Annotated in this window: 19 protein-coding genes; 8 read left to right on the forward strand and 11 right to left on the reverse strand. The window is 70.1% G+C overall.

Annotation, left to right across the window (positions count from 1 at the left end):
* Nucleotides 1-122 precede the first annotated feature (122 nt).
* The 3 genes from ACZ48Z_RS13120 (at nucleotide 123) to ACZ48Z_RS13130 (ending at nucleotide 4214) form a co-directional block, all read left to right on the forward strand.
* Nucleotides 123-1061 (forward strand): L,D-transpeptidase, encoded by a 939-nt coding sequence (locus tag ACZ48Z_RS13120; protein ID WP_468736001.1) that lies wholly within the window; start codon nucleotides 123-125, stop codon nucleotides 1059-1061.
* Between the two features lie 360 nt (nucleotides 1062-1421).
* Complete coding sequence (locus ACZ48Z_RS13125) at nucleotides 1422-1913, forward strand: universal stress protein (protein WP_468735904.1); 492 nt, start codon at nucleotides 1422-1424, stop codon at nucleotides 1911-1913.
* A 165-nt stretch (nucleotides 1914-2078) separates the two neighbouring features.
* Nucleotides 2079-4214, forward strand: a complete 2136-nt coding sequence (locus ACZ48Z_RS13130) for a SpoIIE family protein phosphatase (protein WP_468735905.1) — start codon at nucleotides 2079-2081, stop codon at nucleotides 4212-4214.
* Nucleotides 4215-4278: 64 nt separating this feature from the next.
* On the opposite strand, the gene ACZ48Z_RS13135 is transcribed toward ACZ48Z_RS13130, so the two are convergent.
* A complete protein-coding gene (locus tag ACZ48Z_RS13135; RefSeq protein WP_468735906.1) occupies nucleotides 4279-4800 on the reverse strand; it encodes a penicillin-binding transpeptidase domain-containing protein in 522 nt (173 codons plus the stop codon).
* Between the two features lie 27 nt (nucleotides 4801-4827).
* Nucleotides 4828-6315 carry a hypothetical protein gene (locus tag ACZ48Z_RS13140; RefSeq protein ID WP_468735907.1) on the reverse strand — a complete coding sequence of 496 codons (1488 nt, stop codon included), beginning with the start codon at nucleotides 6313-6315 and terminating at the stop codon, nucleotides 4828-4830.
* Between the two features lie 128 nt (nucleotides 6316-6443).
* On the opposite strand from ACZ48Z_RS13140, the gene ACZ48Z_RS13145 reads away from it, so the two are divergent.
* Nucleotides 6444-6827 carry a BlaI/MecI/CopY family transcriptional regulator gene (locus ACZ48Z_RS13145; RefSeq protein ID WP_468735908.1) on the forward strand — a complete coding sequence of 128 codons (384 nt, stop codon included), beginning with the start codon at nucleotides 6444-6446 and terminating at the stop codon, nucleotides 6825-6827.
* Between the two features lie 57 nt (nucleotides 6828-6884).
* Here ACZ48Z_RS13145 and ACZ48Z_RS13150 read toward each other — a convergent pair whose 3' ends face one another.
* Genes ACZ48Z_RS13150 through ACZ48Z_RS13165 form a run of 4 tightly spaced genes read right to left on the reverse strand, consistent with a single transcriptional unit; the run spans nucleotide 6885 to nucleotide 10669 of the window.
* Nucleotides 6885-7553: a response regulator gene (locus tag ACZ48Z_RS13150; protein ID WP_468735909.1), complete on the reverse strand. Its 669-nt coding sequence runs from the start codon at nucleotides 7551-7553 to the stop codon at nucleotides 6885-6887.
* A complete protein-coding gene (locus tag ACZ48Z_RS13155) occupies nucleotides 7550-8842 on the reverse strand; it encodes a sensor histidine kinase (RefSeq protein WP_468736002.1) in 1293 nt (430 codons plus the stop codon). The genes ACZ48Z_RS13150 and ACZ48Z_RS13155 overlap by 4 nt, the downstream gene beginning before the upstream one ends.
* Nucleotides 8843-8870: 28 nt before the next feature.
* Nucleotides 8871-9710, reverse strand: coding sequence for an ABC transporter permease (locus tag ACZ48Z_RS13160; RefSeq protein WP_468735910.1), 840 nt, complete (start codon nucleotides 9708-9710; stop codon nucleotides 8871-8873).
* Nucleotides 9707-10669 (reverse strand): ATP-binding cassette domain-containing protein, encoded by a 963-nt coding sequence (locus tag ACZ48Z_RS13165; protein WP_468735911.1) that lies wholly within the window; start codon nucleotides 10667-10669, stop codon nucleotides 9707-9709. The genes ACZ48Z_RS13160 and ACZ48Z_RS13165 overlap by 4 nt, the downstream gene beginning before the upstream one ends.
* A gap of 509 nt (nucleotides 10670-11178) precedes the next feature.
* Here ACZ48Z_RS13165 and ACZ48Z_RS13170 point away from each other — a divergent pair.
* The 4 genes from ACZ48Z_RS13170 to ACZ48Z_RS13185 all read left to right on the forward strand — a co-directional run bounded on the left by ACZ48Z_RS13170 (nucleotide 11179) and on the right by ACZ48Z_RS13185 (nucleotide 14566).
* Nucleotides 11179-11382, forward strand: a complete 204-nt coding sequence (locus tag ACZ48Z_RS13170; RefSeq protein ID WP_328744186.1) for a cold-shock protein — start codon at nucleotides 11179-11181, stop codon at nucleotides 11380-11382.
* Between the two features lie 215 nt (nucleotides 11383-11597).
* Nucleotides 11598-12659, forward strand: a complete 1062-nt coding sequence (locus tag ACZ48Z_RS13175; protein ID WP_468735912.1) for a YihY/virulence factor BrkB family protein — start codon at nucleotides 11598-11600, stop codon at nucleotides 12657-12659.
* A 76-nt stretch (nucleotides 12660-12735) separates the two neighbouring features.
* A complete protein-coding gene (locus tag ACZ48Z_RS13180) occupies nucleotides 12736-13284 on the forward strand; it encodes a phosphatase PAP2 family protein (protein WP_468735913.1) in 549 nt (182 codons plus the stop codon).
* Between the two features lie 364 nt (nucleotides 13285-13648).
* A complete protein-coding gene (locus tag ACZ48Z_RS13185; RefSeq protein WP_468735914.1) occupies nucleotides 13649-14566 on the forward strand; it encodes a hypothetical protein in 918 nt (305 codons plus the stop codon).
* A 166-nt stretch (nucleotides 14567-14732) separates the two neighbouring features.
* Here ACZ48Z_RS13185 and ACZ48Z_RS13190 read toward each other — a convergent pair whose 3' ends face one another.
* The 5 genes from ACZ48Z_RS13190 to ACZ48Z_RS13210 form a co-directional block, all read right to left on the reverse strand.
* Nucleotides 14733-16163, reverse strand: coding sequence for a family 43 glycosylhydrolase (locus ACZ48Z_RS13190; protein ID WP_468735915.1), 1431 nt, complete (start codon nucleotides 16161-16163; stop codon nucleotides 14733-14735).
* A 109-nt stretch (nucleotides 16164-16272) separates the two neighbouring features.
* Complete coding sequence (locus ACZ48Z_RS13195) at nucleotides 16273-18885, reverse strand: family 78 glycoside hydrolase catalytic domain (protein ID WP_468735916.1); 2613 nt, start codon at nucleotides 18883-18885, stop codon at nucleotides 16273-16275.
* The gene (locus ACZ48Z_RS13200) at nucleotides 18882-19691 is read right to left on the reverse strand and encodes a carbohydrate ABC transporter permease (RefSeq protein ID WP_468735917.1); all 810 of its coding nucleotides are present in this window, start codon (nucleotides 19689-19691) and stop codon (nucleotides 18882-18884) included. The genes ACZ48Z_RS13195 and ACZ48Z_RS13200 overlap by 4 nt, the downstream gene beginning before the upstream one ends.
* Before the next feature lie 93 nt (nucleotides 19692-19784).
* Nucleotides 19785-20669 carry a carbohydrate ABC transporter permease gene (locus ACZ48Z_RS13205; protein ID WP_468735918.1) on the reverse strand — a complete coding sequence of 295 codons (885 nt, stop codon included), beginning with the start codon at nucleotides 20667-20669 and terminating at the stop codon, nucleotides 19785-19787.
* Nucleotides 20670-20720: 51 nt separating this feature from the next.
* Complete coding sequence (locus tag ACZ48Z_RS13210) at nucleotides 20721-22019, reverse strand: extracellular solute-binding protein (protein WP_468735919.1); 1299 nt, start codon at nucleotides 22017-22019, stop codon at nucleotides 20721-20723.
* Nucleotides 22020-22239 lie beyond the last annotated feature (220 nt).

Consider the following 22239-nt stretch of genomic DNA (forward strand, 5'->3'; position numbering starts at 1 on the left):
GCGGCCCACTCCAGCTCTGTCTGAGAGGGAGACGGGCCCGTCAGGGCCGAAGAACGAGTAGACCGGGGCAGTCCGTGGGACGGCGCAAGGGCAGCATATGGATCGCATGCGTCACGGGTGTGATGCTGATGGGCGCGAGCGCCTGCAGCGGGGGCGGCAGCGACAAGGCGGGCGGGGACGACGCCAAGGCGTCCGGAAAGCCGAGTGCGAGCGCCTCTCCGTCACCGACGACGCCCGCGGGTCCACCGATGCTGCTGGAGACGATCACCCCGCAGACGGGAACCACGGTCGGTGTGGCCATGCCGATCTCGGTGATCTTCACGAACCCTGTGGCCGCCAAGGCGCGGGCCACAGTGGAAAAGCACATGAAGGTGAGCGCCTCACAGACGGTGGCCGGGGCCTGGCACTGGATGGGCGACAAGCGCGCCGACTGGCGCCCGAAGACGTACTGGCCCTCCGGTACGACGGTGAAGATCGACGCCGACATGACGGGCGTCAGCAACGGCAACGGACGCTACGGCGTGCACAGTTACACCCACACCTTCAAGATCGGTGACGACGTGCGCGCGGACGTCTCGGTGACCGGCCACACCATGAAGGTGACCCGGAACGGCGCGCCGGTGCGCACGCTGTCGATCAACGCGGGCAGCGCCGAGTATCCGACGTGGGACGGCACGATGGCCGTCATCGACAAGCAGGAGAAGGTCCACATGACTTCCTGCAGCGTCGGCATCAGCTGCGACAAGGGCAGCCCCAACTTCTACGACCTGACCCTGCCCTGGGACATCCACCTCACCCAGTCCGGCACCTACGTCCACTACTCGACCGGCGACCCGAACCCGGGCAGCGGCAGCGCCCGCGGCTCCCACGGCTGCGTCCACCTGTCCCTGTCGGACGCGAAGTGGTTCTACGGCCAGGTCAAGCAGGGCGACCCCATCACCATCACCGGCTCACCCCGCGGCAAGGCCCCGGCCGACAACGGCTACGCCGACTTCAACCTGGGATGGGACCAGTGGCTCGCGGGCAGCGCCTCCGGAGAGGGGACGACAGCCGCACTGTGACGCGCGCTGCCTGGTGACGCCCGCCCGTACCTGATGGATCGCACCCGTGCCTGCTGCACGGGTGCGATTCACGGTCGTGGACACGTGCCTGGCCGGGCGGCCTCATCACGGAGACGTCGGTCCTCACGGTGCTGATCGGCGTCAGCCTCGGAGGCGACCCCATTCATGGCGACTCGCCGGCCACCTTGTCGTGACGGCGCATCCGACACGCCCATGACACCCGCGCCGACCTCGGCCGCTTCACCCGCTCCGTCCTGGCGACCGTACCGTCCACGCTTCTTGCCTGCGCCCTGGCAGTGTGGGGGATGCTTGTCACCACGGCACCTGACCCCGTCCCGTCCGCAGCGCCGGAGGCGCCCCATGAGCGTCATCGTCTGGATCACCGAGGGCACCTGGCCCGCCTGCGTGGATGCCGCCCGCACCCGTACGGCACCGGGCGAGGACATCGTGCTGCTCTACGTGCACGACCACACGATCACCGAAGCCGCACACGGCGCCTACGCCGGTCTCCTCGGCCGCGGCCATCCCGAACGCGACCCCGGCACCCACCTGGAACACCTCGCGGCCGACTCCGCCCGGCGCCTCCTGCAGACCGCCGCCGACCGCCTGGACCGCGCGTGCACCCAGGCGGAACGCGGCGGCCGCGTCGAACGCGAGGTCGTCACCGCGGCCCAGGGCGCGGACCTGCTGATCTGCGCCCGCGACGGCGACCCCTCCCGCCCCGGCCCGCACAGCCTCGGCCGCGCGACCCGCTTCGTCGTCGACCACGCCCCGTGCCCCGTCCTGCTCGTCTGGCCGGCCCCGCCACGACACACCGAACTGCCGCCGCCCCCGCCCGGCCACCGCCCCTGAGGTTCGCCCGCGCCGGCCCCAGCGGCCGTGGGCCCATGGATGGGGGTGTGTTGTCCGGCGGTCGGGGCCACCATGGAAGTCGCAGCGCCTGCAGACGCAGACAGGCGCGCTCCGCGGTCTGCGGACGATCCCCTGTGACGTCCGCAGGCGGAAGGAGTGCCGGCCATGGATGAAGCCGATCGGTCGTCCGCGGACCACGGCCCGACGGCCGCCCGCCGACCGGGGGGTCAGCCGTCGCAGCCGAGCGGGTTGATGGACCTCCTCGGTGTCGCGGCGGTACTGCTGGACGCCGAGGGGCGGGTCGTTCTGTGGAGTCCGCAGGCCGAGGAGCTGTACGGATACAGCGCCCAGGAGGCGCTCGGACAGTACGCCGCACAGCTGCTGGTCCACGCGGACCAGTGGGAGTGGGTGATCAAGAAGTTCGCCGAGGTCATGGAGAGCGGCCAGAGCTGGGGCGGCACCTTCCCCATCCGCTGCAAGGACGGCGGCACGCGGCTGGTGGAGCTGCGCAACATGCGGCTCCTGGACGACCACGGCGACTTCTACGCCCTCGGGCTCGGCACCGACTCCCCCAGGCTGCGCCAGGTGGAGCGGGATCTCGCACTGTCCACCCGGCTGGTCTCCCAGTCCCCCATCGGCATCGCGATCCTCGACACCGACCTCACGTATGTGGCCGTCAACCCGGCGCTCGAGCGCATCCACGGCATTCCCGAGGAAGAGCACCTCGGCCGCCACTATCGCGCGGTCATGAGCGCCGCGGAGTTCGAGGAGGCCGAGGCCGCGATGCGGCAGGTCCTGCGCACCGGCGTGCCGCTGGTCGACCGGTCCCCCATCGTGGGCCGCACCCGCGCGGGCCCGGAGCAGCACGCGTGGGCCATCTCGGTGTACCGGCTGGAGGACACCAGGGGGCATGTCCTCGGGGTGGCCGAGCTGGTGGTGGACGTCACCGACCGCTACCGGTCGGCCCGGGAGGCCACGGAGACGCGGCGTCGCCTCGCGCTGATCGCCGATGGCGCCGCCCGCATCGGCACCACCCTGGAGGCCGACCAGACGGCCCGCGAACTGGCGGACGTCACCGTTCCCGATTTCGCCGACGTGGCCGCCGTCGACGTCCTCGACTCCGTTCTCGACGAGCACCGCCCCGCCACCCATGACGGCCCCGCGCTCTTCCGCGCCCTCGCCGTCAAGGCCGCCTACCCCAACGACGCCGCGAAGGCCGCCGACCCGCCCGGCCGGATCACCGCGTACGACCCCGACCGCCTGGCCACCCGATGTGTGCGCACCGGCCGGCCCATCCTGGTCCCCCACACCGACGGACACGACCTGTCGCACATCGCCCGCGACGAGCACGCGGCCATGCTGCTGGCCCGCGCCGGCGTGCACTCCTACCTGGCCGTCCCCCTCACCGCCCGCGGCACCACCCTCGGCTTCCTGGGGCTGACCCGCGCCCGGGACCCGCGCCCCTTCGACGAGGACGACCTCGCCATCGCCGCCGAGCTGGCCTCCCGCGCCGCGGTGTGCATCGACAACGCCCGCGCACACCAGCACATGCGCAACGCGGCCGAGACCCTCCAGCGCAGCCTCCTCCCGACCACCCCGCCCGATCTGCCCGGCCTGGAGGTCGCTTCCCGCTACCGGCCCGCGCAGGCCGCCTACGAGATCGGCGGTGACTGGTACGACGTCCTCCCGCTCAGCGACGACAGAACGGCACTGGTCGTGGGCGACGTCATGGGCAGCGGCATCGAGGCCGCCGCAGCCATGGGACGCCTGCGCACCGCCACGACCGCCTTCGCCGGCCTCGACCTCGGCCCCGCCCAAGTCCTCGAGCAACTCGACTCGATCACCTCCGGGCTGGACCAGTACATCGCCACGTGCGTCTACGCGGTCTACGATCCCCACCGCCGCGAGTGCCGCATCGCCAACGCAGGACACCTGCCTCCCGCTCTCGTCCGCGGGGGCGGGCACCCGCAACTCCTCGACCTGCCCACCGGCGCCCCACTGGGCGTCGGCGGTGTCCCGTTCGAAACGACCACCCTCGCCTTCGGCCCCGGCGACCGACTGGTCCTCTACACCGACGGACTGGTCGAGACCCGCCGGCACTCCATCGACGAACGCCTCGACCGCCTCCTCCACCTTCTCGACGCGCCCGCCTCCCCGCTGGAGGAAACCTGCGACCGGCTCCTCACCGAGCTCAGGAACCCCGACGACCACGACGATGTCGCCCTGCTCATCGCCTACGCACAGCCCTTCGCCCCTCACCGAGCAGACGACCACCGCGGCGTGCCGAGGACGGGCAGGTGACGCAGATGCAGAGCACGAACGGCCGGGCGCCCCGGACCCGGCCAGTCGCTTCGACGCCGACCGGTCAGCTGCCGGTCAGCAGCTGTCGGACGACGTAGCCGGCGGAGTCCACCCCGGAGCTGCCACCCTCCGCCAGGGCCGCGACGGCGACGCGGGGACCGTATGCGGTCAGCCAGCCGTTGCTGTGGTCGCCCTCCTCCGCGGTGCCCGTCTTGGCGCCGACGCCCGCCAGCCCGCCGAGACGCGGCGCTGCGGTGCCGCTGGTGGCCACGTTCCGCATCATCGATTGCAGGTAACCGGCCGTACGGCTGGAGATCTGCTGCGGCGCGGCGTCCTGCTGCTGCCCCGGCAGGATGACCGGTTGCCTGAAGCCGGTGTCGCGGGCGGTGGCCGCCACGGACGCCATGAACAGCGGCGTGGCCGTGACCTGGCCCTGGCCGATGAACTGGGCCGCCTGGTCACCGCCCCGGACATCCGCCGGAATGCTCGGGTCGGTGGTCGCGACCCCACCGCCGATCGACCAGCTGCCCAGGCCGAAGACGCTCACGGCCTCGTCGTGCAGTGCCGAGGCGTCCCCGTTGTTCACCAGGTAATAGGGGCGCCGTCACTACGGCTACCGCTCCTGCCGTACGCCGGGAGCCACATATGCCTGGAGAGTGCCGACCCGCTCCACCGGCCAGTCGCGTGCGAAGGCGGGCGGGCGGCGGTCGGGCAGGACGAGGACCGCGAAGGGCCTCTGGCCGGCGGCCCGGGCCAGTTCGGCCCGGGTGGCGCTGGTGTCGTGGCCCGCGCTCTGTGCGGAGCCGCATCCGGTGTAGTAGGCGATCGGGACGGCCTCGTAGCCGCTGAGCAGGCACGGAGGCCGCACGCCGAGTGTGTGGAGGGCGTCCGCGGTGCGGGACCAGTCCTCGCGGTTGGCGTAGGAGCTGTGGACGGTGCGCTCCAGGACCGCGTACTGCACGGCCAGATGGCCCGCGAGTGCGACCGCCGCAAGGCCGGCGACGAGCGTGCGGGCCCTCCCCGGGGCCGGTGCGGTGACCAGGTGGGCGAGGCCATGGGCGACGGGCAGGGCGAGCAGGGCATAGGCCGGTAGCAGGAAGCGGGGCGCAGCGTAGCCGATGAGGAACAGATAGGGGACGGCGGCTGTGACGGCGCAGGCCAGGGGGAGCAGGGCGGGCAGCGTGCGCCGGGCGCGGAGCGCGGCGACGGTTCCGACGGCGGCCAGCAGCGGCAGCGCGAACCACCACAGGGACACCACGGGGTGAGGGAGTGCACCGGTGCAGGGCCGGCACAGTGTGCGCCCGCCAAGACTGCGCAGCTGGTCGATGACGGCGAGGTGCCATCCCAGGCCGCCCTGGATGCGGGAGGCGTCGTGGAGGCGCTGCGCGAGGCCGCCGTAGCTCACGTATGCCTCGATCACCCACTCGCCCGCGCCCGCCAGCAGGCCGGCGACCACTACGAGGAGCAGGCGCGGGCGGCGCAGGGAAAGTGCCAGCAGGGGCAGCGCCACGTAGACCGCGTCCATCGGGCGCATCCACGCCATCAGCGCGACACCCGCGAACAGGCCCCACCAGGCTGCCCGGTCCTGTGCCTTCGTGCGGACGCGCAGGAAGCAGCCGACACAGGTCAGTGCGCCTATGGCGACCCAGTAGTTGGGCATGGCCTGCGGGCCGTAGAACACCGTCACCCACAACGAGGCGAACAGAGCGCCCGCCAGGGCCAGGACGCGTGGCATGACGTGGGCCCGCCAGACGCGCAGGGCGAAGTAGAGGGCCAGGCCGGAGAGGACGGCAAGGTAGGCCCCGAGGAGGACGGTGGAGTCGGACCAGGACGTGATCGGGGCGACGAGGAGGGAGATGCCCCGGGCGCGGGGCGCGCTGAAGTAGGCGGCGGGAACGTGGCCGCTGATCTGGCTGACGTATACCGTCTCGTCCCAGCCGAGCCCCAAGCCCGGTCGGACGAGGCAGAGTTGGGCGACCGTGAAGGCGGCTGCGACCGCCGCGAGCCAGGGCTCGCCCCAGGGGCGCCGTAACCTGGCGGTCTGTGGGGAGGGGGCGGTGCGACGAACGCCCGTCGTCGTGGCGTTCGAGCCGTCGGCCATGTGACACCTCTCGTCGAGACTCTTCCAGGGATCGATTCCCTGCAACCCCCAGGGCCGCATCGCACTACAGCTTGTAAGGTTATACGAGGGGGGAGAAGCCGACTTCCCACGTCTGCAAGGTGACCGTCATGCACAGCAGCGGCCCACAGGAAAAGCCCGGGCGGCGTAGTGCGGGCGAACTCGAGGCCGCGGTCCTGGCCGCCCTCTGGGCGGTGGACCATCCCCGAACTCCCGCCGAGATCCAGGCGGAACTGGACGGCGGACTCGCCTACAACACCGTGCACACGATCCTCAGGCGGCTCTACGGCAAGGGGCTGGTGCTGCGGGATGCCGACGGGCGGCGCGGCGCCTACCGGCCGGCGCGGGACAGGGCCGAGCTGACCGCCGAGGCCATGCACGACGCCCTGGACCGGGGACCGGACCCGATCGCCGCGCTCCAGCACTTCGTGACCGGGCTGACCACGGAGGAAGCGCGGACGCTGAGGGAACTCCTCGGTCAGAGCCCGCCATGACGGCGGTCCTGGCGGCTCGGTGATGCCTCAGAGCCGACATGGGACGCCGTCGTCCGCTCACCCGGTCCCCGGACGGGCGAGTCCGAGGTCGTAGGCGAAGATCACGGCCTGAATGCGGTCGCGGGCGCCGATCTTGGCCAGGACACGGCCCACGTGCGTCTTCACCGTCGACTCGGACACGACGAAGTGTGAGGCGATCTCGCCGTTGGTCCAGCCCTTGCCGATGGCGACGAGGATCTCGCGCTCACGGTCGGTGAGGGCGCCCAGTCGCTCGTCCTCGTCCGAGTCGCTCCTGCCTGCGGGCACGTGCTGGGCGTACTCGTCCAGGATGCGGCGGGTGAGGGCCGGGGCGATCACCGCGTCGCCGACGGCGACCGCGCGGATGCCGGCCAGGAGTTCCTCGGGGCGCGCGTCCTTGAGGAGGAAGCCGCTGGCTCCGGCCCGGAGCGCGGCGTGCACATACTCGTCGAGGTCGAACGTGGTCAGCACCAGGACGCGCGAGCGACCCCCGGCCGCGGTGATCCGGCGGGTGGCCTCGATGCCGTCCATCCCGGGCATCCGTACGTCCATCAGCACGACGTCGGGACGCAGCTCGGCGGTCTTGCGCACGGCCTCGATGCCGTGCGCGGCCTCGCCGACCACCTCCGTCTCCGGGATGGAGTCGAGCAGCACCCGGAAGCCGTAGCGCTGCAGCGGCTGGTCGTCCACGACGAGCACCGTGGTCACCGGGCACCTGCCCGGGGTGGCACGTCGAGGGTGGCCTCCACCGTCCAGCCGCCACCGGCCGCGGGCCCGGCGCTGACGATCCCTCCGTAGAGCGCCGCTCGTTCGCGCATGCCCACCAGCCCGTGTCCTTCCTCGTTCCAGGTTCCGGGGTGTCCGGCCGGGCCGTTGTCCCGGATCCGGATGATCAGCCGGGTCTCCTCGGTGATGACCGACAGTTTCACCCGTGTTCCGACGCCGGCGTGCTTCAGGGTGTTCGTGAGGGCTTCCTGGACGATGCGGTAGACCGTCAGCTGCACCCCGCGGTCGAGGGCGTCCGCGTCGCCGACGGTCCGGTAGACGACGTCCAGGCCGGCGCTGCGCACCCCGTCGCACAGCGCCCCGATGTCCACGACACCGGGCTGCGGGCTGAGTTCGGGCGGTCGGGGAGACCCGGTGGATGCCTCGCGCAGCACACCGAGCACGCGTCGCAGCTCACCGAGGGCCGTGCGGCCGGTGTCACCGATGAGCTGCAGGGCCTCCTTGCCGCGTTCGGGAGCCACGTCCGTGGCGTACAGGCCCGCGTCGGCGAGGGTGACGATGACGGCCAGGTTGTGACCGACGATGTCGTGCATCTCGCGAGCAACCCGGGCGCGCTCCGTGGCCGTCGCCAGTCTGCTGCGCTGGTCGCGTTCGACCTCCAGGCGGGCCGCCCGCTCCCGAAGCCCCGCGAGCTGGGCCCGCCGAGTCCTGATCATCAGGCCGAGCGCCAGTGCCGCGGTCGCCGTGCTCAGCAGGAAGAACAGCGCGTCCCACACGGGCACGGCCGGTGATACGCGAACCGCGACCAGGACCATCCCCGCTGCCATGGTCGCGCAGGCCCACGGCAGTTGCCGCAGCCGCCCGTGCAGAGCGAGGCTGTAGAGGGCGATGAACAGTGCGACGTCCGCGCGCAGCGCCGCGCCCAGTGACCACTGCAGGACGAACACGGCCGCCACGGCGCCGAAGGCGGCCATGGGCCTGCGCCGTCGCCACAGCAGCGGCAGCACCAGACCGGCCTGCAGGGCCAGCACGGCCGCCGGGGCAAGCCGGGTGAAGGCGATACGGAACCGGCGTGGACCGTCGCCGTCCCCGGGGCCCCCGTGCAGCAGGTCCGGCAGACAGAACAGCAGGAAGACCAGCAGCACCACCGCGGTGTCCAGCACCCACGGGCGGTCCCGGTCCGCCTGCCGCAGCCGCTGGCCGCCCCGGGCGAGCCGGGCGACCAGCGGTCCCATCGCGCCGATGTCTCCGGCGGGCGTGGTCGTCGTCATGGTGGTCACCCGCCCATGGTGCAGGCCATCAGACGTCGCTGCGCACCAGCCGGTACGCCGCCCCCGCCAGCGCGAGCGCCGTCCAGCCGAGGAAGACCAGCAGCCCGGCCATGGGTGACAGGGTGGTGCTGTCGTGCGTCAGGGCGAACATCGACTCGCCCGCGTTGCTGGGCAGGTAGGGGCTGATGTCGTCCTGCCACGAGCTGGGCAGCAGGGAGATCAGCCCCGGGATCAGCATCAGTGCGGCGACCAGCACCGAGATGCCACCGGCCACCGACCGCAGCAACGCACCCAGGGCGGCGCCGATCACACCCACGAGACCGAGGTAGAGCCCGGCACCCAGCAGGCTCCGCAGGACTCCCGCGTGGGTCAGTCCCATCGCGGCGGGGCTACCGGAGACGATGCCGCTGCCGAACCCGAAGGCCACGAACGCACCCAGAGTGCCGACCACCAGCGCGACCAGTCCGAACACGGCCGCCTTGGACCACAGCACGGGCAGCCGGCGCGGCACGGCCGCGAGCGTCGAGCGGATCATGCCGGTCGAGTACTCCCCCGCCGTGACCAGCACGCCGAGCACACCCAGGGCGAGCTGGGCGAAGTTGGTGCCGAAGAGGGACAGGCTGACGGCGGTCGAGTCGGCGAAGTCCCGGTCCACGTGAGTGGAGCCGATCTGGGACTTGTAGTGGCTCGCGGCGATCAGTCCGAAGGCGACGAGGAAGAGCAGACCGAGGCCCAGGGTGATCCAGGTCGAACGCAGCGACCACAGCTTGGCCCACTCGGAGGACAGCACGCGCCGTCCGGTCACCCGGTAGGCGGGGCGTGCGGGAGCGGCCGGGGGTGCCTCGGCCGTCGTGGTCAGGATGGTCATGCGGGCCTCCCTACGGTCTCGCGGGCGTTGCGGGTGTCGAGGGTCTCCACGGTCGAGGTGCCGTGGTACTCCACGGCATCCCTGGTCAGTTCCATGAACGCCTCCTCCAGCGACACCGTCCGTGCGGTCAGTTCGAACAGCGCGATCCCGTGCTCGGCCGCCTTCAGACCGATCTGACGGGCGCTGAGCCCTGTCACCTGAAGCTCCTCGGAACCGGCGCGGCCGGTGATGTCGACGCCGGGGCCGGCCAGCACCTCCCGCAGCCCCGCCGGGTCCTGCGTGGCCACCTTCACCGTGTCGCCGCCCGCCTCCCGGACCAGGTCCGCCACGGTGGTGTCGGCCAGCAGCCGACCGCGCCCCACGATGATCAGGTGGTCCGCGACCAGGGCCATCTCACTCATCAGGTGGGACGACACGAACACGGTCCTGCCCTGGTCGGCGAGCCCCTTGAGCAGGTTGCGAATCCACAGGACGCCTTCCGGGTCGAGGCCGTTGACCGGCTCGTCCAGCATCACCGTCTGCGGATCACCCAGGAGGGCCGCCGCGATGCCGAGCCGCTGGCCCATGCCGAGCGAGAAGGCTCCGGCCCGCTTCTTCGCCACCGTGGCGAGCCCGGCGAGGTCGATGACCTCGTCGACCCGGCGGGCCGGGATGCCGTGGGTCAGCGCGAGCGCCCTGAGGTGGTTGTGGGCCGAGCGGCCCGGGTGGATCGATTTCGCCTCCAGGAGGGCGCCGACCTCCTGGAGCGGCGCCTGGTGTTGGGCGTAGTGGCGGCCGTTGACCTTCACGGAGCCGCTCGTCGGAGCGTCGAGCCCGACGATCATCCGCATGGTCGTGGACTTCCCCGCGCCGTTGGGGCCCAGGAAACCGGTCACCGTGCCCGGTTTGACGGCGAAGTCCAGCCCGTCGACGGCCGTCTTCTCGCCATACCTCTTGGTCAGCTGCTGTGCGTCGATCATTCGCGTTCTTCCTGTCGGACACCGGCGTCCGTCCGTGGCCCCTGACGCCTCACCGTCAACGCTAGGAGACAGAGCCCCCGATCTGGTGGTACCGCGGACTGATCCACGGCTGTCGGGTCGTACCGCGGTACTACGTGCCGCCGCTTCCATGTCCGCTGTTCGGATGACGTTCAGGCCTGTCCGTCCGTCGGGCGGTCACGCAGGGAATCGCGCCGCCCAGCCACTCCCCATGCTGGCCCGACCAGGCTGCGCTGCCCCGCTCGACGGTCACCGAGGGACGTCGACACTGAGGAATACGCCACGAACCCGGCGGCCGATGTTGGCGCCTTCTCGGTAGCGGCGGCCGCCACGCGGGTGTAGCGTCGTGATCCAGCAGTCGTGGTTCCGAAGTCCCGTTCGCCCGTGATCGCCATCACGGGCGTTCTTGCGTTGCAACGCCTCTCCGGACCAGGGCGATCACCTCCCGGGCACGCAGGGTGCGGGCCCGGTTTCCCTCGAAGGAGACGGTTATGGCCAAGGGCACTGTCAAGTGGTTCAACAGCGAAAAGGGCTTCGGCTTCATCGAGCAGGAGGGCGGCGGTCCCGACGTGTTCGCCCACTACTCCAACATCGCCGCCCAGGGCTTCCGTGAGCTGCTGGAGGGCCAGAAGGTCGAGTTCGACGTCACTCAGGGCCAGAAGGGCCCCCAGGCGGAGAACATTCGCCCCGTCTGATCAAACCGCTGCGGCAAGGCCCGGCGTACCGTTTTTCGGTCGCCGGGCCTTGCCGTCTGCTGTATCCGGACAGCGACGCACTGAAGACGCCAGATTGCATCTCACCCGGAGAAATCGGGCCACCTTTGGCGGACACCGACACTCGACGCTCGTGGGCTCCGTTCCAGCTGCAGCAATGTCTTGATTAGGGATTTATGTTCGGGTACTCGACCGACATGAAGCTGCATCTCCCTGGACACAAAGAGCATCACGGCAGCGACGAGGCTCCGGAACGCGAGATCCCGCCGTCCGAGGACGTGGGCCCCGGGCCCGCCGTGGAACGGCGGGCACCTGATACACCGACCCAGTTGCCGAAAACGGCGTGGGGGGCGGTGCTGAAGGGTTCCCTGCGGGAGTTCAAGGACGACGAGCTGACCGACCGGGCCGCGGCGCTGACCTATTACGGCGTGCTGTCGCTCTTCCCGGCCCTGCTGGTGCTGGTATCGCTGCTCGGCCTGGCCGGAAAGTCCGCCACCGACTCGGTGCTGACCAATCTCAAGCAGTTCACTCCCGGCTCCGCCCGGGACATCATCACCGGGGCCGTCCAGCAACTACAGGACAACGCCGGTGTCGGGTCGATCATGGCGATCGTCGGCATCGTCCTGGCCGTGTGGTCGGCATCCGGATACGTGGCCGCGTTCATCCGCGCGGCCAACCGGGTCTACGACATGCCGGAGGGCCGCCCGGTGTGGAAGATCCTTCCGGTGCGGGTCGGGGTCACGGTGGTACTGATGGTGCTGGCCGTGGCCAGTGCCCTGATCGTGGTGTTCACCGGCACACTGGCCCACAGGGCGGGCACAGCGCTCGGGATCGGCGACAGCGCCCTGACGGCATGGTCGATCGCCAAGTGGCCCGTCCTGGTGGTCCTGGTCACAACCATGATCGCGCTCTTGTACTGGGCCACTCCCAACGCCCGGGTGAAGGGCTTCCGGTGGATCACACCGGGCAGCGTCCTCGCCCTGGCCATCTGGCTCATCGCGTCCGCAGCCTTCGCGTTCTACGTCGCCAACTTCGCCTCCTACAACAAGACGTACGGCACCATGGCAGGCGTCATCGTCTTCCTGCTCTGGTTGTGGATCAGCAACCTGGCGATACTCCTGGGTCTGGAGTTCGACGCCGAGACCGCGCGGCAACGGGCGATCGCCGGAGGCATGCCACCCGACAAGGAGCCCTACACCCAGCCGCGCGACACCAGGACGTGGGACGAACAGGACCTGCGCCGGCTCGACGAGCCGTAGTCCTCGCAGGGAGTGCGGTGGGCGGATCCGAAAATCGGACTGCTTACCTCCGGGGATTTGGGGAAACCCGCAGGTCATGAGCTTGCTGACGGACTTGTATGAGAGCGATCGGGCTCTGACACAGCGGGCGGCTTCCCGGATCCCGCCACGCGTCGCCAAGGCGCTGTCGGCGGCGGAGGAGGCCGCGGAGAGCACGAAGCTGTGGTGCGGTGCGGCTGCCGTGATGGCGTGGAGGGGTGGGTGGCGGGGCCGTAGGGCGGCGGCCGCCGGGGTGGTGGCCGTGGCGGTGGCCCAGCTGGTGTCGAACGGCCTGTGCAAGCAACTGGCCGACCGGCCGCGGCCGCCCGCGGAGTGGATCCCGCACGATGAGGTCGCCGACCGTCCCGACTCCTCCTCCTTCCCCTCCGGGCACACGGCGGCCGCGGTCGCCTTCACCACCGCGGTCGCGCCCACGTGGCCGACCGCGGGGGCGCTGTGCGCGGTACCGGCCACCATGGTGGCTGTCGAGCGCGTGCAGTCGGGAGCCCACTATCCGAGCGATGTCGCCGCCGGTGCCGTCATCGGCCTGGCCTGCGCCTGGCTCGCGCGTCACGCCCCGGCCCTGGTCCTGCGCCACTGGGCATAGTCCGGGAAACAAACGGCGGGGCGAGATGCGCGTGGGTCCCCACACCACCGCCATCCCGCTCCAGGCGCCCTTCGGCTGTCTGTTCCTTTTGCAGCGATACACCGGCCACCGACCTCGCGAAGCGAATGGCGCGGGCCGGTGAATACCGGGGCAGAACACACAAGCCAGATAGGCCACCACCGTGATGAACTCGTGAAATATTGACGGGAGTTGTGAAGAGAGACAAGAATGCGGCTCACTCACTGTGACTCAAGTGAGCGAAGTGACGCGAGTGGCTTTCCCACGGCCTGCATTTGATGCCACGCCCACAGCGGCTGCTCGCGTCCTGCCACCTCCCACACTCTCGAATCCGCTAGGGCATATCTTGACGCGCCTTTCACGTTCCAGAACGTCGGCCACCATCGCCGCAACCGCCTTCATCGCCGCAGCCACTCCCCTGTTCGGGGCCGCTGCCGCGAGCGCCACCCCCGCGGGTGGCTGTCAGACGGCCACCGTCCAGTACCGCCTCGTCGACGCCGCCGGAAAGCCGGTCGGTGCCGACTGGACCTCACAGGGCGGCTTCCACCAGTGGGCCGCCGCGCCCGGCACCGTAGAGGTGCGCCTGGCTCCGGGACAGACCGTCGGCGAAGGCTGCAAGTACCCGGTCTCACTGGCCGAATACACCACCGAAGGCCCCAACTGGTACACCTCGGGTCTGCAGACACTCGCCGACCACGCCACGGTCTATCTCGGTGCCTCGGACCTTCCCGGTGCCGACGACACCAAGCAGACCTGGCAGAAGCTCACGGTGAAGACGCCCGACTGCTACGGGCAGATCGACCTGTACGGCGACGACGTCATCTACGACGGCAAGTCCCAGGACGGCCACGGGCCCGCGCCCTACCAGCCCGACAACGTCGTCACGCCCTACCACCTGATCGCGGCGTGGAACGGCGGCGACAAGCCGTGCATCCCCGAGCAGCCGAGCTCCCCCACTCCTCCGCCCTCACCGTCCACCCCGGACAGCCCGCCCGCGAGCCAGCCGCCCGCCGAGCAGACCACTCCCCCGGCCACCCCCACGACTCCGCCCGCCGGCTCCACCACTCCGCCCACCACCCCCGACGTCCCGCCCATGGAGTCGGTGCCTCCCACCACCCCGGCGCCCTCGCCCAGCGACAGCACCCCGCCGCTGGCCGAGACCGGGTCCAGCGCACCGGTCGGCCCGATAGCCGGCGGTGCAGCCGCGGTGATCGCCCTCGGTGCCGCCGCCCTCTACGCCACCCGCCGCACGCGGCGCTCCTGACCGGGACCGCGGCCGACACCGCCACGCGGTGAGGCACACGGCAGTTTCGCCCCGGGCACGAAAGTGACCGGCCGGCCGGCACAACGGCCCGGGGCGAAGCTGCCGTCATGGCCTGATCAGTCATGGCACAAGCAGGCCGTTCCCCACCGACGCGCTCCGGAGCGCCTCAGACGACCATCCACTGCTGGTTGACGCCACCGGTGCAGGACGACTGATCCAGGGCGGCGCCGTTGGCAGTCGACGCCCCGGCGACCTCCAGGCACTTGCCGCTGTTGACGTTGGTGAACGTGACGTAGCCGCCGATTACCGCCGTCCTCGTCCACCTTTGGTGCGAGGCGCCGGTGCACGTCGCCTGGACGGCCACAGCTGCGTCGGCGGTGGAGGCACCGGAGATCTGCAGGCACTTTCCGCTGTTGACGTTGACGAGCTCGTAGGTGGAGCCGACGGCGGTGGGCACCCACCGCTGGTTGGCGCCGGAGTTGCAGTTGCCGGAGTTGACCGCCGCCCCGTCCGCCGTGCTCAGGGACCACACGTCGGCGCATTTGGCGCTGTTGCGGTTCAGCAGGTGGTTGTTCGCGGCGCCGAGTGGGCCGGCGATGACGGGCCAGCCGCCCGCGAAGGTCACCTGGCGGATGTCGAGGGTCTCCTGACCGGAGTTGTCGCCGTCGTAGTAGTGGTAGGCGAGGAACTTGGACGTGCCGTCGTCGTAGGCGTCGGCGCCGCCGGCGGCCACCTTGGGGTAGGCGCCCGTAAGGACGGTGGTCCCGCCGCCGGAGGCCATGTCCGTGCCGTTCTGGTCGAGGTAGGGGCCGGTGATGCTGGTGGAGCGGCCGACCACGGTGTAGTAGGTGCTGTTGGTCCCGCTGCAGCACAGGCCCTTTGACCCGAAGAGGTAGTAGTAGCCGCCGTTGAGGATGATCGTGGGGTTCTCGATGCCGACGGCGATGTGCCAGAGGTTGTTGTCGGTGGTGGACAGCTTGCCTGTGGTCTGGTCCAGGACGTGCATGTAGGTGCCGCTGCCGGTCCAGGAGCCCCAGGAGATGTAGAGCCGGCCGTCGGGGCCCCAGTCGACGTTGGGGTCGATCGGGTAGTTGACGTCCGTGACCATGCCCTGGTCGGTCCAGGGGCCCTCGATGTTCGTGGCGGTCGCCAGGCCCATCACCGCATAGTTCGAGCCCCAGAGCGAACCGGCGTAGTACAGGTGGTAGATGCCGTTGAAGTACTTGATGTCGGGGGCCCAGGTGTTCGGCGGGGTCGAGCCGAGCTTGGCGGTGATCCAGGACGGGGCCGAATCCCAGACGTTGCCCACCTTGGTCCAGCCGGATGCCGCGGTGCCGCCGCAGGTCTTGCGGATGGTGATGGATCCGCTGGGGTTGAGGGAGTCGTTCTCGAAGCCGGTGGAGAAGCCGTAGTAGCAGCTGCCGACCTTGATGACGCTCGGGTCGTGCATGCGGAGGTCACCGCTGAGCGCCTGTGCGGGAGTGGCGCTGACCAGGCCGAGAACGGTCAGGAGGGTGACCACGATCGTGGTGAGGACGGGACGCCCGCGCCGTCTGCGTATACCTGGGCGGTGCTCTTCGGTGTGCTGGTCTGTCACGCGAGACTCCTTTGTGTCGCTGTTGTTGGTGGCTCGGACATGCGGTCCGTGTTCGGGTCGGCCTGACAGGCCTTTGGGACGGCGGATCCGGAGCGTGCCCGGACGGCGATCACCCACCGGCCGGGCCGGCGGTCGGTCGCGCGGTGGTGGTGGTCCCCGTCGGCAGCTCGGTGACGCCTCCGTCCGGCCACTCGATCCGGCCTGTCGCCCCGGTGGGCACGGTCGTTTCCACGGCGAGCTCCGGTCCCCGCAGCTCCCACCGGATCGCCACGCGACCGTACGGCGACTCGTGGACGGCGCTCGCCCAGGTGAGGCCGCCGCCCGGTCGTGGGCGGAAGAGGATGTCGCGGTAACCGGGCGCACTCGCGTGGAGCCCGGCAACCGTGGTGTGCAGCCACTGCGCGACGGCGCCGAGGGCGTAGTGGTTGAACGACGTCATCTCGCCCGGGTTCACGGTGCCGTCGGGCAGCATGCTGTCCCAGCGCTCCCACACGGTGGTGGCGTCGTGCTTGAGTGCATACAGCCACGACGGGCACTCCTGCTGGAGGAGCAGGGCGTACGCCGTGTCGTCGTGGTCCGTGGCGCTCAGCGCGGGTGCCACCAGTGGAGTGCCGATGAAACCGGTCTGGATGGTGTGCCCGCCTGCCTCGACCAGTTCGGCCAGTCGACGTCCCGCCTCGTCCCGGGCCGCGGAGTCGGGCAACAGGTCGAATTGGAGGGCGACGGCGTACGCCGTCTGGGTGTCGCTCGTCATCACCCCGTCGGGCAGCACGTACGCGTCGACGAACGCCTGCCGGACCCGCCGCGCGAGTTCCTCGTAGTGGCGCCGCTCGTCCGCACGCCCCAGGACGTCGGCGGTCCATGCCACGTGGCGCAGGGACCACGCGTAGTACGCCGTGGCGATGAGGTGCCGGTCTGTGCGGCCGGCTCCGGGGTCCTCGGGAGGTGCGAACGGGTCGAGCCAGTCGCCGAGTTGGTAACCGCGGTTCCACAGGCCCGACTCGTCGGCGAGCTCGGTGACGAGGTCGACCCACCGCCGTGCGCTGTCGTACTGGGCGCCGAGCAGAGCGGTGTCGCCGGAGGCCCGGTAGAGGTCCCACGGCGTGAGTGCGACGACGTCGCCCCAGCCGGCGCCCGGTCTGGCCGGGGTCCACTGCTCGCCTCCCGGGATCGCGGGGACGTACCAGGGGACGGTCCCGTCGTCGTGCTGCTCCACCGCGACGTCACGCAGCCAGGACGCGAGCATGCCGTGGCAGTCGTACAGGAACGCGGCGGTGGGTGCGAAGACCTGGATGTCGCCGGTCCAGCCGAGCCGCTCATCGCGTTGCGGGCAGTCGGTGGGAATGTCGACGAAGTTGCCGCGCAGGCTCCACACGACGTTCTCGTGGAGCCGGTTCACCTGTTCGTCGGAGCACTCGAACCAGCCGGTTCTCGTCATGTCGGTGTGATGGACCCTGGCGACCACATCGCGGTACGGGTCGCCGCCGCGCCAGCCGGTGATCTCGGCGTACCGGAACCCGTGGATGGTGAAGCGCGGCTCCCAGGTCTCGGGGCCCGCGCCCCGTAGGACGTACCGGTCGGTGGAAACGGCACCGCGCAGGGGGCGGACGCACAGTTCGCCGTCCTGGAGCACCTCGGCGTGGCGGATGACGACGGTGTGCCCGGCCGGGCCGTCGACGGTGATGCGGATTCTGCCGACGAGGTTCTGCCCGAAGTCCACCAGGAGACGGTCGCCGTCGAGGGCAGTCACCGACACCGGGGCGGTCTCCTGGGTGCAGCGCACCGGCGGGCCGGTGGGGGCTACGAGGGTCGCCGGATCCCGGGCGACGATGTCCACCGGCGACCAGCCGCTGTCGTCGAATCCGGGAGTCGACCAGCCGGGCGGTTCGTCCCTCGCGTCGTAGGTCTCGCCGTCCAGGAGCCCCGAGGACAGGATCGGTCCCTGACCGGCACGCCAGGAGGCGTCGGTGCCGACTACGGTGACCGTCCCGTCCCGGTGGACGATCTCCAGCTGGGCGATGAGAGCCACCCGGTCGCCGTACAGGTCGGCGTGGCCGCCTCCGAAGCCGAGCCGCCCTCGGTACCAGCCGTCGGCCAGCCACGCGCCGATGGCGTTGGCACCGGCACGCAGGAGGTCCGTGACGTCGTGGGTCTGGTAGCGCAGCCGGTGGTGGTAGCTGGTCCAGCCCGGCGCGAGTGCGTGATCGCCCACCCGTCGGCCGTTGACCTCGATCTCGTACAGGCCGTGAGCGGTGACGTACAGCCGTGCGCGCTCCACATCCGTGCCGACGGCGAACTCCTTGCGCAGCAGCGGCGGTCGGCGCTCGCCGGGCTGCCCCTCCGATGCGTGCGGCTCCTGCGGCGAGATCCCACGGGCCGTCCAGTCCGTCGGTGCCAGCAGGCCTGTCTCGATCCGGAGCGGCGGGCTCCAGCGGCTGGTCGCCCGGTCGGCTCCGCGGACCCGCGTGCGGATCTCGCAGCGCTCGCGGGATGTCAGCGGTGGCAGTGGCCAGGGCACGAGTACGGAGTCCTGGGATGCCACCCAGTCCGTGCGGTACGTCCCTTCGGCGCGTGTGACCTCGATCTGGTACGCCTGCTGCGTCCAGCCGGGAGGTGCTGCGGTCTTCCAGGAGATCCGGGGCGATGACTCGCCGATGCCGAAGGGCTGCCGGTGGTGTTCCGCGGTGGGTGCGGCCACCGTCGGTATCCGCTCGCGGCTCATCCCTTCACCGCCCCGGCGGTCAGACCCTTGATGATGCGCTGGTTGATGAGCAGATAGAGCACCAGAGCGCCGACGACGTTGATGCTGATCGCGGCGAACAGCGGTCCGTAGGCGGTCTCGCCGTACTGACCGGTGAAGTTGAGCAGCCCGACCTGGATGGTGCGCAGGTCGTCGTCGGTGGTGAAGGTCAGTGAGACGAGCAGGTCGTTCCAGATGAAGAAGAACTGAACCAGCGCGACCGTGAAGACGGCGTTGCGGACGACGGGGAATCCGATGCGCCAGAAGGCGGTGAGCATGCCGGCCCCGTCGAGGGTGGCGGCCTCGAAGATCTCGCGCGGGACCGCCCGGAAGTAGGTGGCCATCATGAACACGGTGAGCGGGAGCCCGACCGCGGTGTAGGTGATGATCAGCGGCCACATCGTGCCGGAGAGTCCGCTCTGGAAGTACACGCGGAACAGGGGCAGCAGGATCATCTGGCTCGGCACCATGATGCCCAGCAGGAAGACGAGGAGGACCTGGTGGCGGCCGCGCCAGATCATGACCTCCAGGGCGAAACCTGCGGCGGTTCCGAGAATGATGATGAGGGCGAGCGAGGGCGCGGTGGCCAGGAGGCTGTTGCGGATGTAGAGGCCGACATGCCCGCTCGTCCAGGCGTCGGCGTAGTTGTGGAGGTCCCACTTCGCCGGAAGCGACCAGGCGGGGTCGTTGACGAACTCGGACTGGGTCTTGAAGGAGCTGAGCAGCAGCCACAGCAGCGGCGCCACCTCGACGACCATGAGCAGGGCGACGAGCAGGTTGCGTGCCACGCGCCGTGCGGACCCGGGCTTTCGGGCGGTCGTCGGCCGTGGGCTGGGCCGGCGCTCTCGCGGCGGGGCCGTCATGGTGTCGGTCATGGGAGTTCAGCCCTTGGTCAGGTCGCGGCGCGAGAAGCGGAAGATGATGAGCGTGACGCCGAGGCAGACGACGGTGAGCAGCGACGCGATGGTGCTGCCGTATCCGTAGTCGCCGTAGGAGAACGCCGTGCGGAACATGTAGAGGGTCAGGGGCGTCGTGTCGCTGCCCGGCCCGCCGTTCGTCAGGGCGAGCACCGAGTCGAACACCTTGAGGGTGCCGTTGATGCTGAACACGACCGACGACAGCAGCACGGGCGCGGACAGCGGCAGGACGATGTGCCGGACCAGCCGCCAGCCGGTGGCGCCGTCCAGCCGTGCCGATTCGAGTGTCTCGTCGGGGATGTCGAGGAGGCCGGCGAAGATGAGGACGCCGTAGAAGCCCATGGAGCGCCACACGTCCATGACGACCAGGACGATGAAGGAGCCGCCCGCGCCGGCGAACCAGTCGCCGTGGTGGATGCCCAGCCCCTCGATGGCGACGTTGGCCAGGCCGTTCTGCGGCGCGACGGCGAAGAGCTTCTGGAACATCAGGGCCACGGCGACCGTCGGAAGGATCACCGGGAAGAACACCAGCGTCCGGACGACCGCGGACGACCTGCGCAGGACGAAGACGTAGAGCAGTGCGAGCAGGTACCCGCAGAGGACCTGCCCGGCGCTGACGGCGATCGCGTACTTGAAGGTGAACCACAGCGCCGAGTGCGCCTGCGGGTCGTGCCAGAGCTTCTCGAAGTTGCCGAACCCTCCGAAGGTGAAGCCCTCGATGACGTTGCCCTTGAAGAAGGTGTAGCCGAGGGACCAGCCCATCGGTACCAGCATCACCAGGGTGTACACCAGCAATGCCGGGCCGAGCAGGACGGCGATGGCACGGCGGTCTCCCAGAACTGAACGCATGACGGCTCTCTCACGAAGGGGTCGGTGCGGATCACGGTGGGGCGGGAGGGGTCAGCCGTTGTCGAGGTCGGCCTGGACCTTCTGCATGAAGTCCTTGGCCGAGAGGGAACCGGTGACGAGCGGTGCCGCGTTCGTCTGGCTGGTCTCCGTGGCCTTCGTGTTGAAGAGCGCCTCGAACCACAGGGTGCTGGTCTTGGTGTTCGTGATGGTGTCCTGCACCGTCTGCGTGAGCGGGGGCAGTGAGCCGGTGTCGCCATTGGGCTTGAACCCGGAGACCGTGCCCTGGTCCTTCAGCGAGGCGGCGCCGTAGTTCTTGGTGATGCAGGAGAGCCAGTCGCCGACCTCGGCGTTGTAGGACTTCGCGGAGACGGCGACCGGGAGGCCGACGTTGGCCGGGATCTGGTCCGCGCTGCCCTTGCCGCCCGCGACGGTCGGGAACGGCATGAAGCCGACGTTGTCCGCGCCGATCTTGTTCTTGGCCGGGTCGTTGAAGTCGCCGAGCGCCCAACTGCCCATGTAGAACATCGCGGCCTTACCGGTGAGGAACTGCTGCGTCGCGGTGTCGTAGTCGATCGATCCGACGCCCTTGCCGAAGTAGCCGGCCTTGCCCAGATCCGCGACGGCCTGCGCGGCCTTCACATAGGCGGGGTCGGTCAGCTTGGCCTTGCCGTCCGCCACCGCCTGCAGGGCGTCCGGGCCGAGATCCCGGTAGAGGTAGCCGCTGACCAGGCGGGTGAGGGGCCAGCCGTCCTTGCCGTCCGCGGCGAACGGGGTGACATCGACGCCCTTCAACTTGGCTGCTGCCGCGACCAGTTGGTCGTAGGTCGTCGGGATTGCGATGTGGTGGTCGGCGAAGAGCTTCTTGTTGTACCAGATGCCCTCGATGTTGAACTGGTAGGGCATGACGTTGAACTTGCCGTACAGGTTCTCGACGGTCTTGACGGCTGCCGGCTGGAGATCGTCCCAGACGCCGAGTTCCTTGAGTGTCTTCTCCAGGTCGAGGACCTGGCCCGCCTTGTCCAGGGTCTTGGTGAGCTGCGGGGTGCCCCCCGCCGCGAACTGCACGGGCAGGGCGTTCTGGCCGGCGAGAAGCTGGACTTTCTGATCGACGTTGCCGATCGGCAACGTCTGGATCTTCAGCGGCAGAGCCTTGTTCTGCGAGGCGCACGAACCCTTGCCCAGCGCCGTGAGCTCCTGCTGCACGATGTGGTTGTCATCGTTGATGGTGAGGGTGAACGCCTTGACGTCCCCGCCCGAGCCGCTTCCGCCGCCGCAGGCACCCAGCATCAGGCTCGTCGTGGCAGCTGCCGCCGTGAGGGCGACACGTCGGGTTCTGAGGGTCTTGGGCACAGGTACTCCTCGACACACGAGTTGAAACGCTTCAATAGAGGGTTGCCGGGAACCTATGACCCGTCTCGGCGTGTGTCAAGAAGCTGTCCTGGATGTTTCCGTATCGCGTCCGAGCGTTGCGGAACGGACGCCCCGATGGGGACACTCCTGACTCAGGGCGAGAAACAGCTGGTCAGCAGGGCGTGTCGACACGGATGGCACCGGTGACCGGCGGATCCGG

This window comes from Streptomyces sp. NPDC031225 (assembly GCF_055570355.1).

Bases quoted from the DNA above. Each gene is read 5' to 3' on its own strand.
- ACZ48Z_RS13120 (WP_468736001.1), top strand. From the start codon at position 123: ATGCTGATGGGCGCGAGCGCCTGCAGCGGGGGCGGCAGCGACAAGGCG.
- ACZ48Z_RS13125 (WP_468735904.1), top strand. From the start codon at position 1,422: ATGAGCGTCATCGTCTGGATCACCGAGGGCACCTGGCCCGCCTGCGTG.
- ACZ48Z_RS13130 (WP_468735905.1), top strand. From the start codon at position 2,079: ATGGATGAAGCCGATCGGTCGTCCGCGGACCACGGCCCGACGGCCGCC.
- ACZ48Z_RS13140 (WP_468735907.1), bottom strand. From the start codon at position 6,315: ATGGCCGACGGCTCGAACGCCACGACGACGGGCGTTCGTCGCACCGCC.
- ACZ48Z_RS13145 (WP_468735908.1), top strand. From the start codon at position 6,444: ATGCACAGCAGCGGCCCACAGGAAAAGCCCGGGCGGCGTAGTGCGGGC.
- ACZ48Z_RS13155 (WP_468736002.1), bottom strand. From the start codon at position 8,842: ATGACGACGACCACGCCCGCCGGAGACATCGGCGCGATGGGACCGCTG.
- ACZ48Z_RS13160 (WP_468735910.1), bottom strand. From the start codon at position 9,710: ATGACCATCCTGACCACGACGGCCGAGGCACCCCCGGCCGCTCCCGCA.
- ACZ48Z_RS13165 (WP_468735911.1), bottom strand. From the start codon at position 10,669: ATGATCGACGCACAGCAGCTGACCAAGAGGTATGGCGAGAAGACGGCC.
- ACZ48Z_RS13170 (WP_328744186.1), top strand. From the start codon at position 11,179: ATGGCCAAGGGCACTGTCAAGTGGTTCAACAGCGAAAAGGGCTTCGGC.
- ACZ48Z_RS13175 (WP_468735912.1), top strand. From the start codon at position 11,598: ATGAAGCTGCATCTCCCTGGACACAAAGAGCATCACGGCAGCGACGAG.
- ACZ48Z_RS13180 (WP_468735913.1), top strand. From the start codon at position 12,736: ATGAGCTTGCTGACGGACTTGTATGAGAGCGATCGGGCTCTGACACAG.
- ACZ48Z_RS13195 (WP_468735916.1), bottom strand. From the start codon at position 18,885: ATGAGCCGCGAGCGGATACCGACGGTGGCCGCACCCACCGCGGAACAC.
- ACZ48Z_RS13205 (WP_468735918.1), bottom strand. From the start codon at position 20,669: ATGCGTTCAGTTCTGGGAGACCGCCGTGCCATCGCCGTCCTGCTCGGC.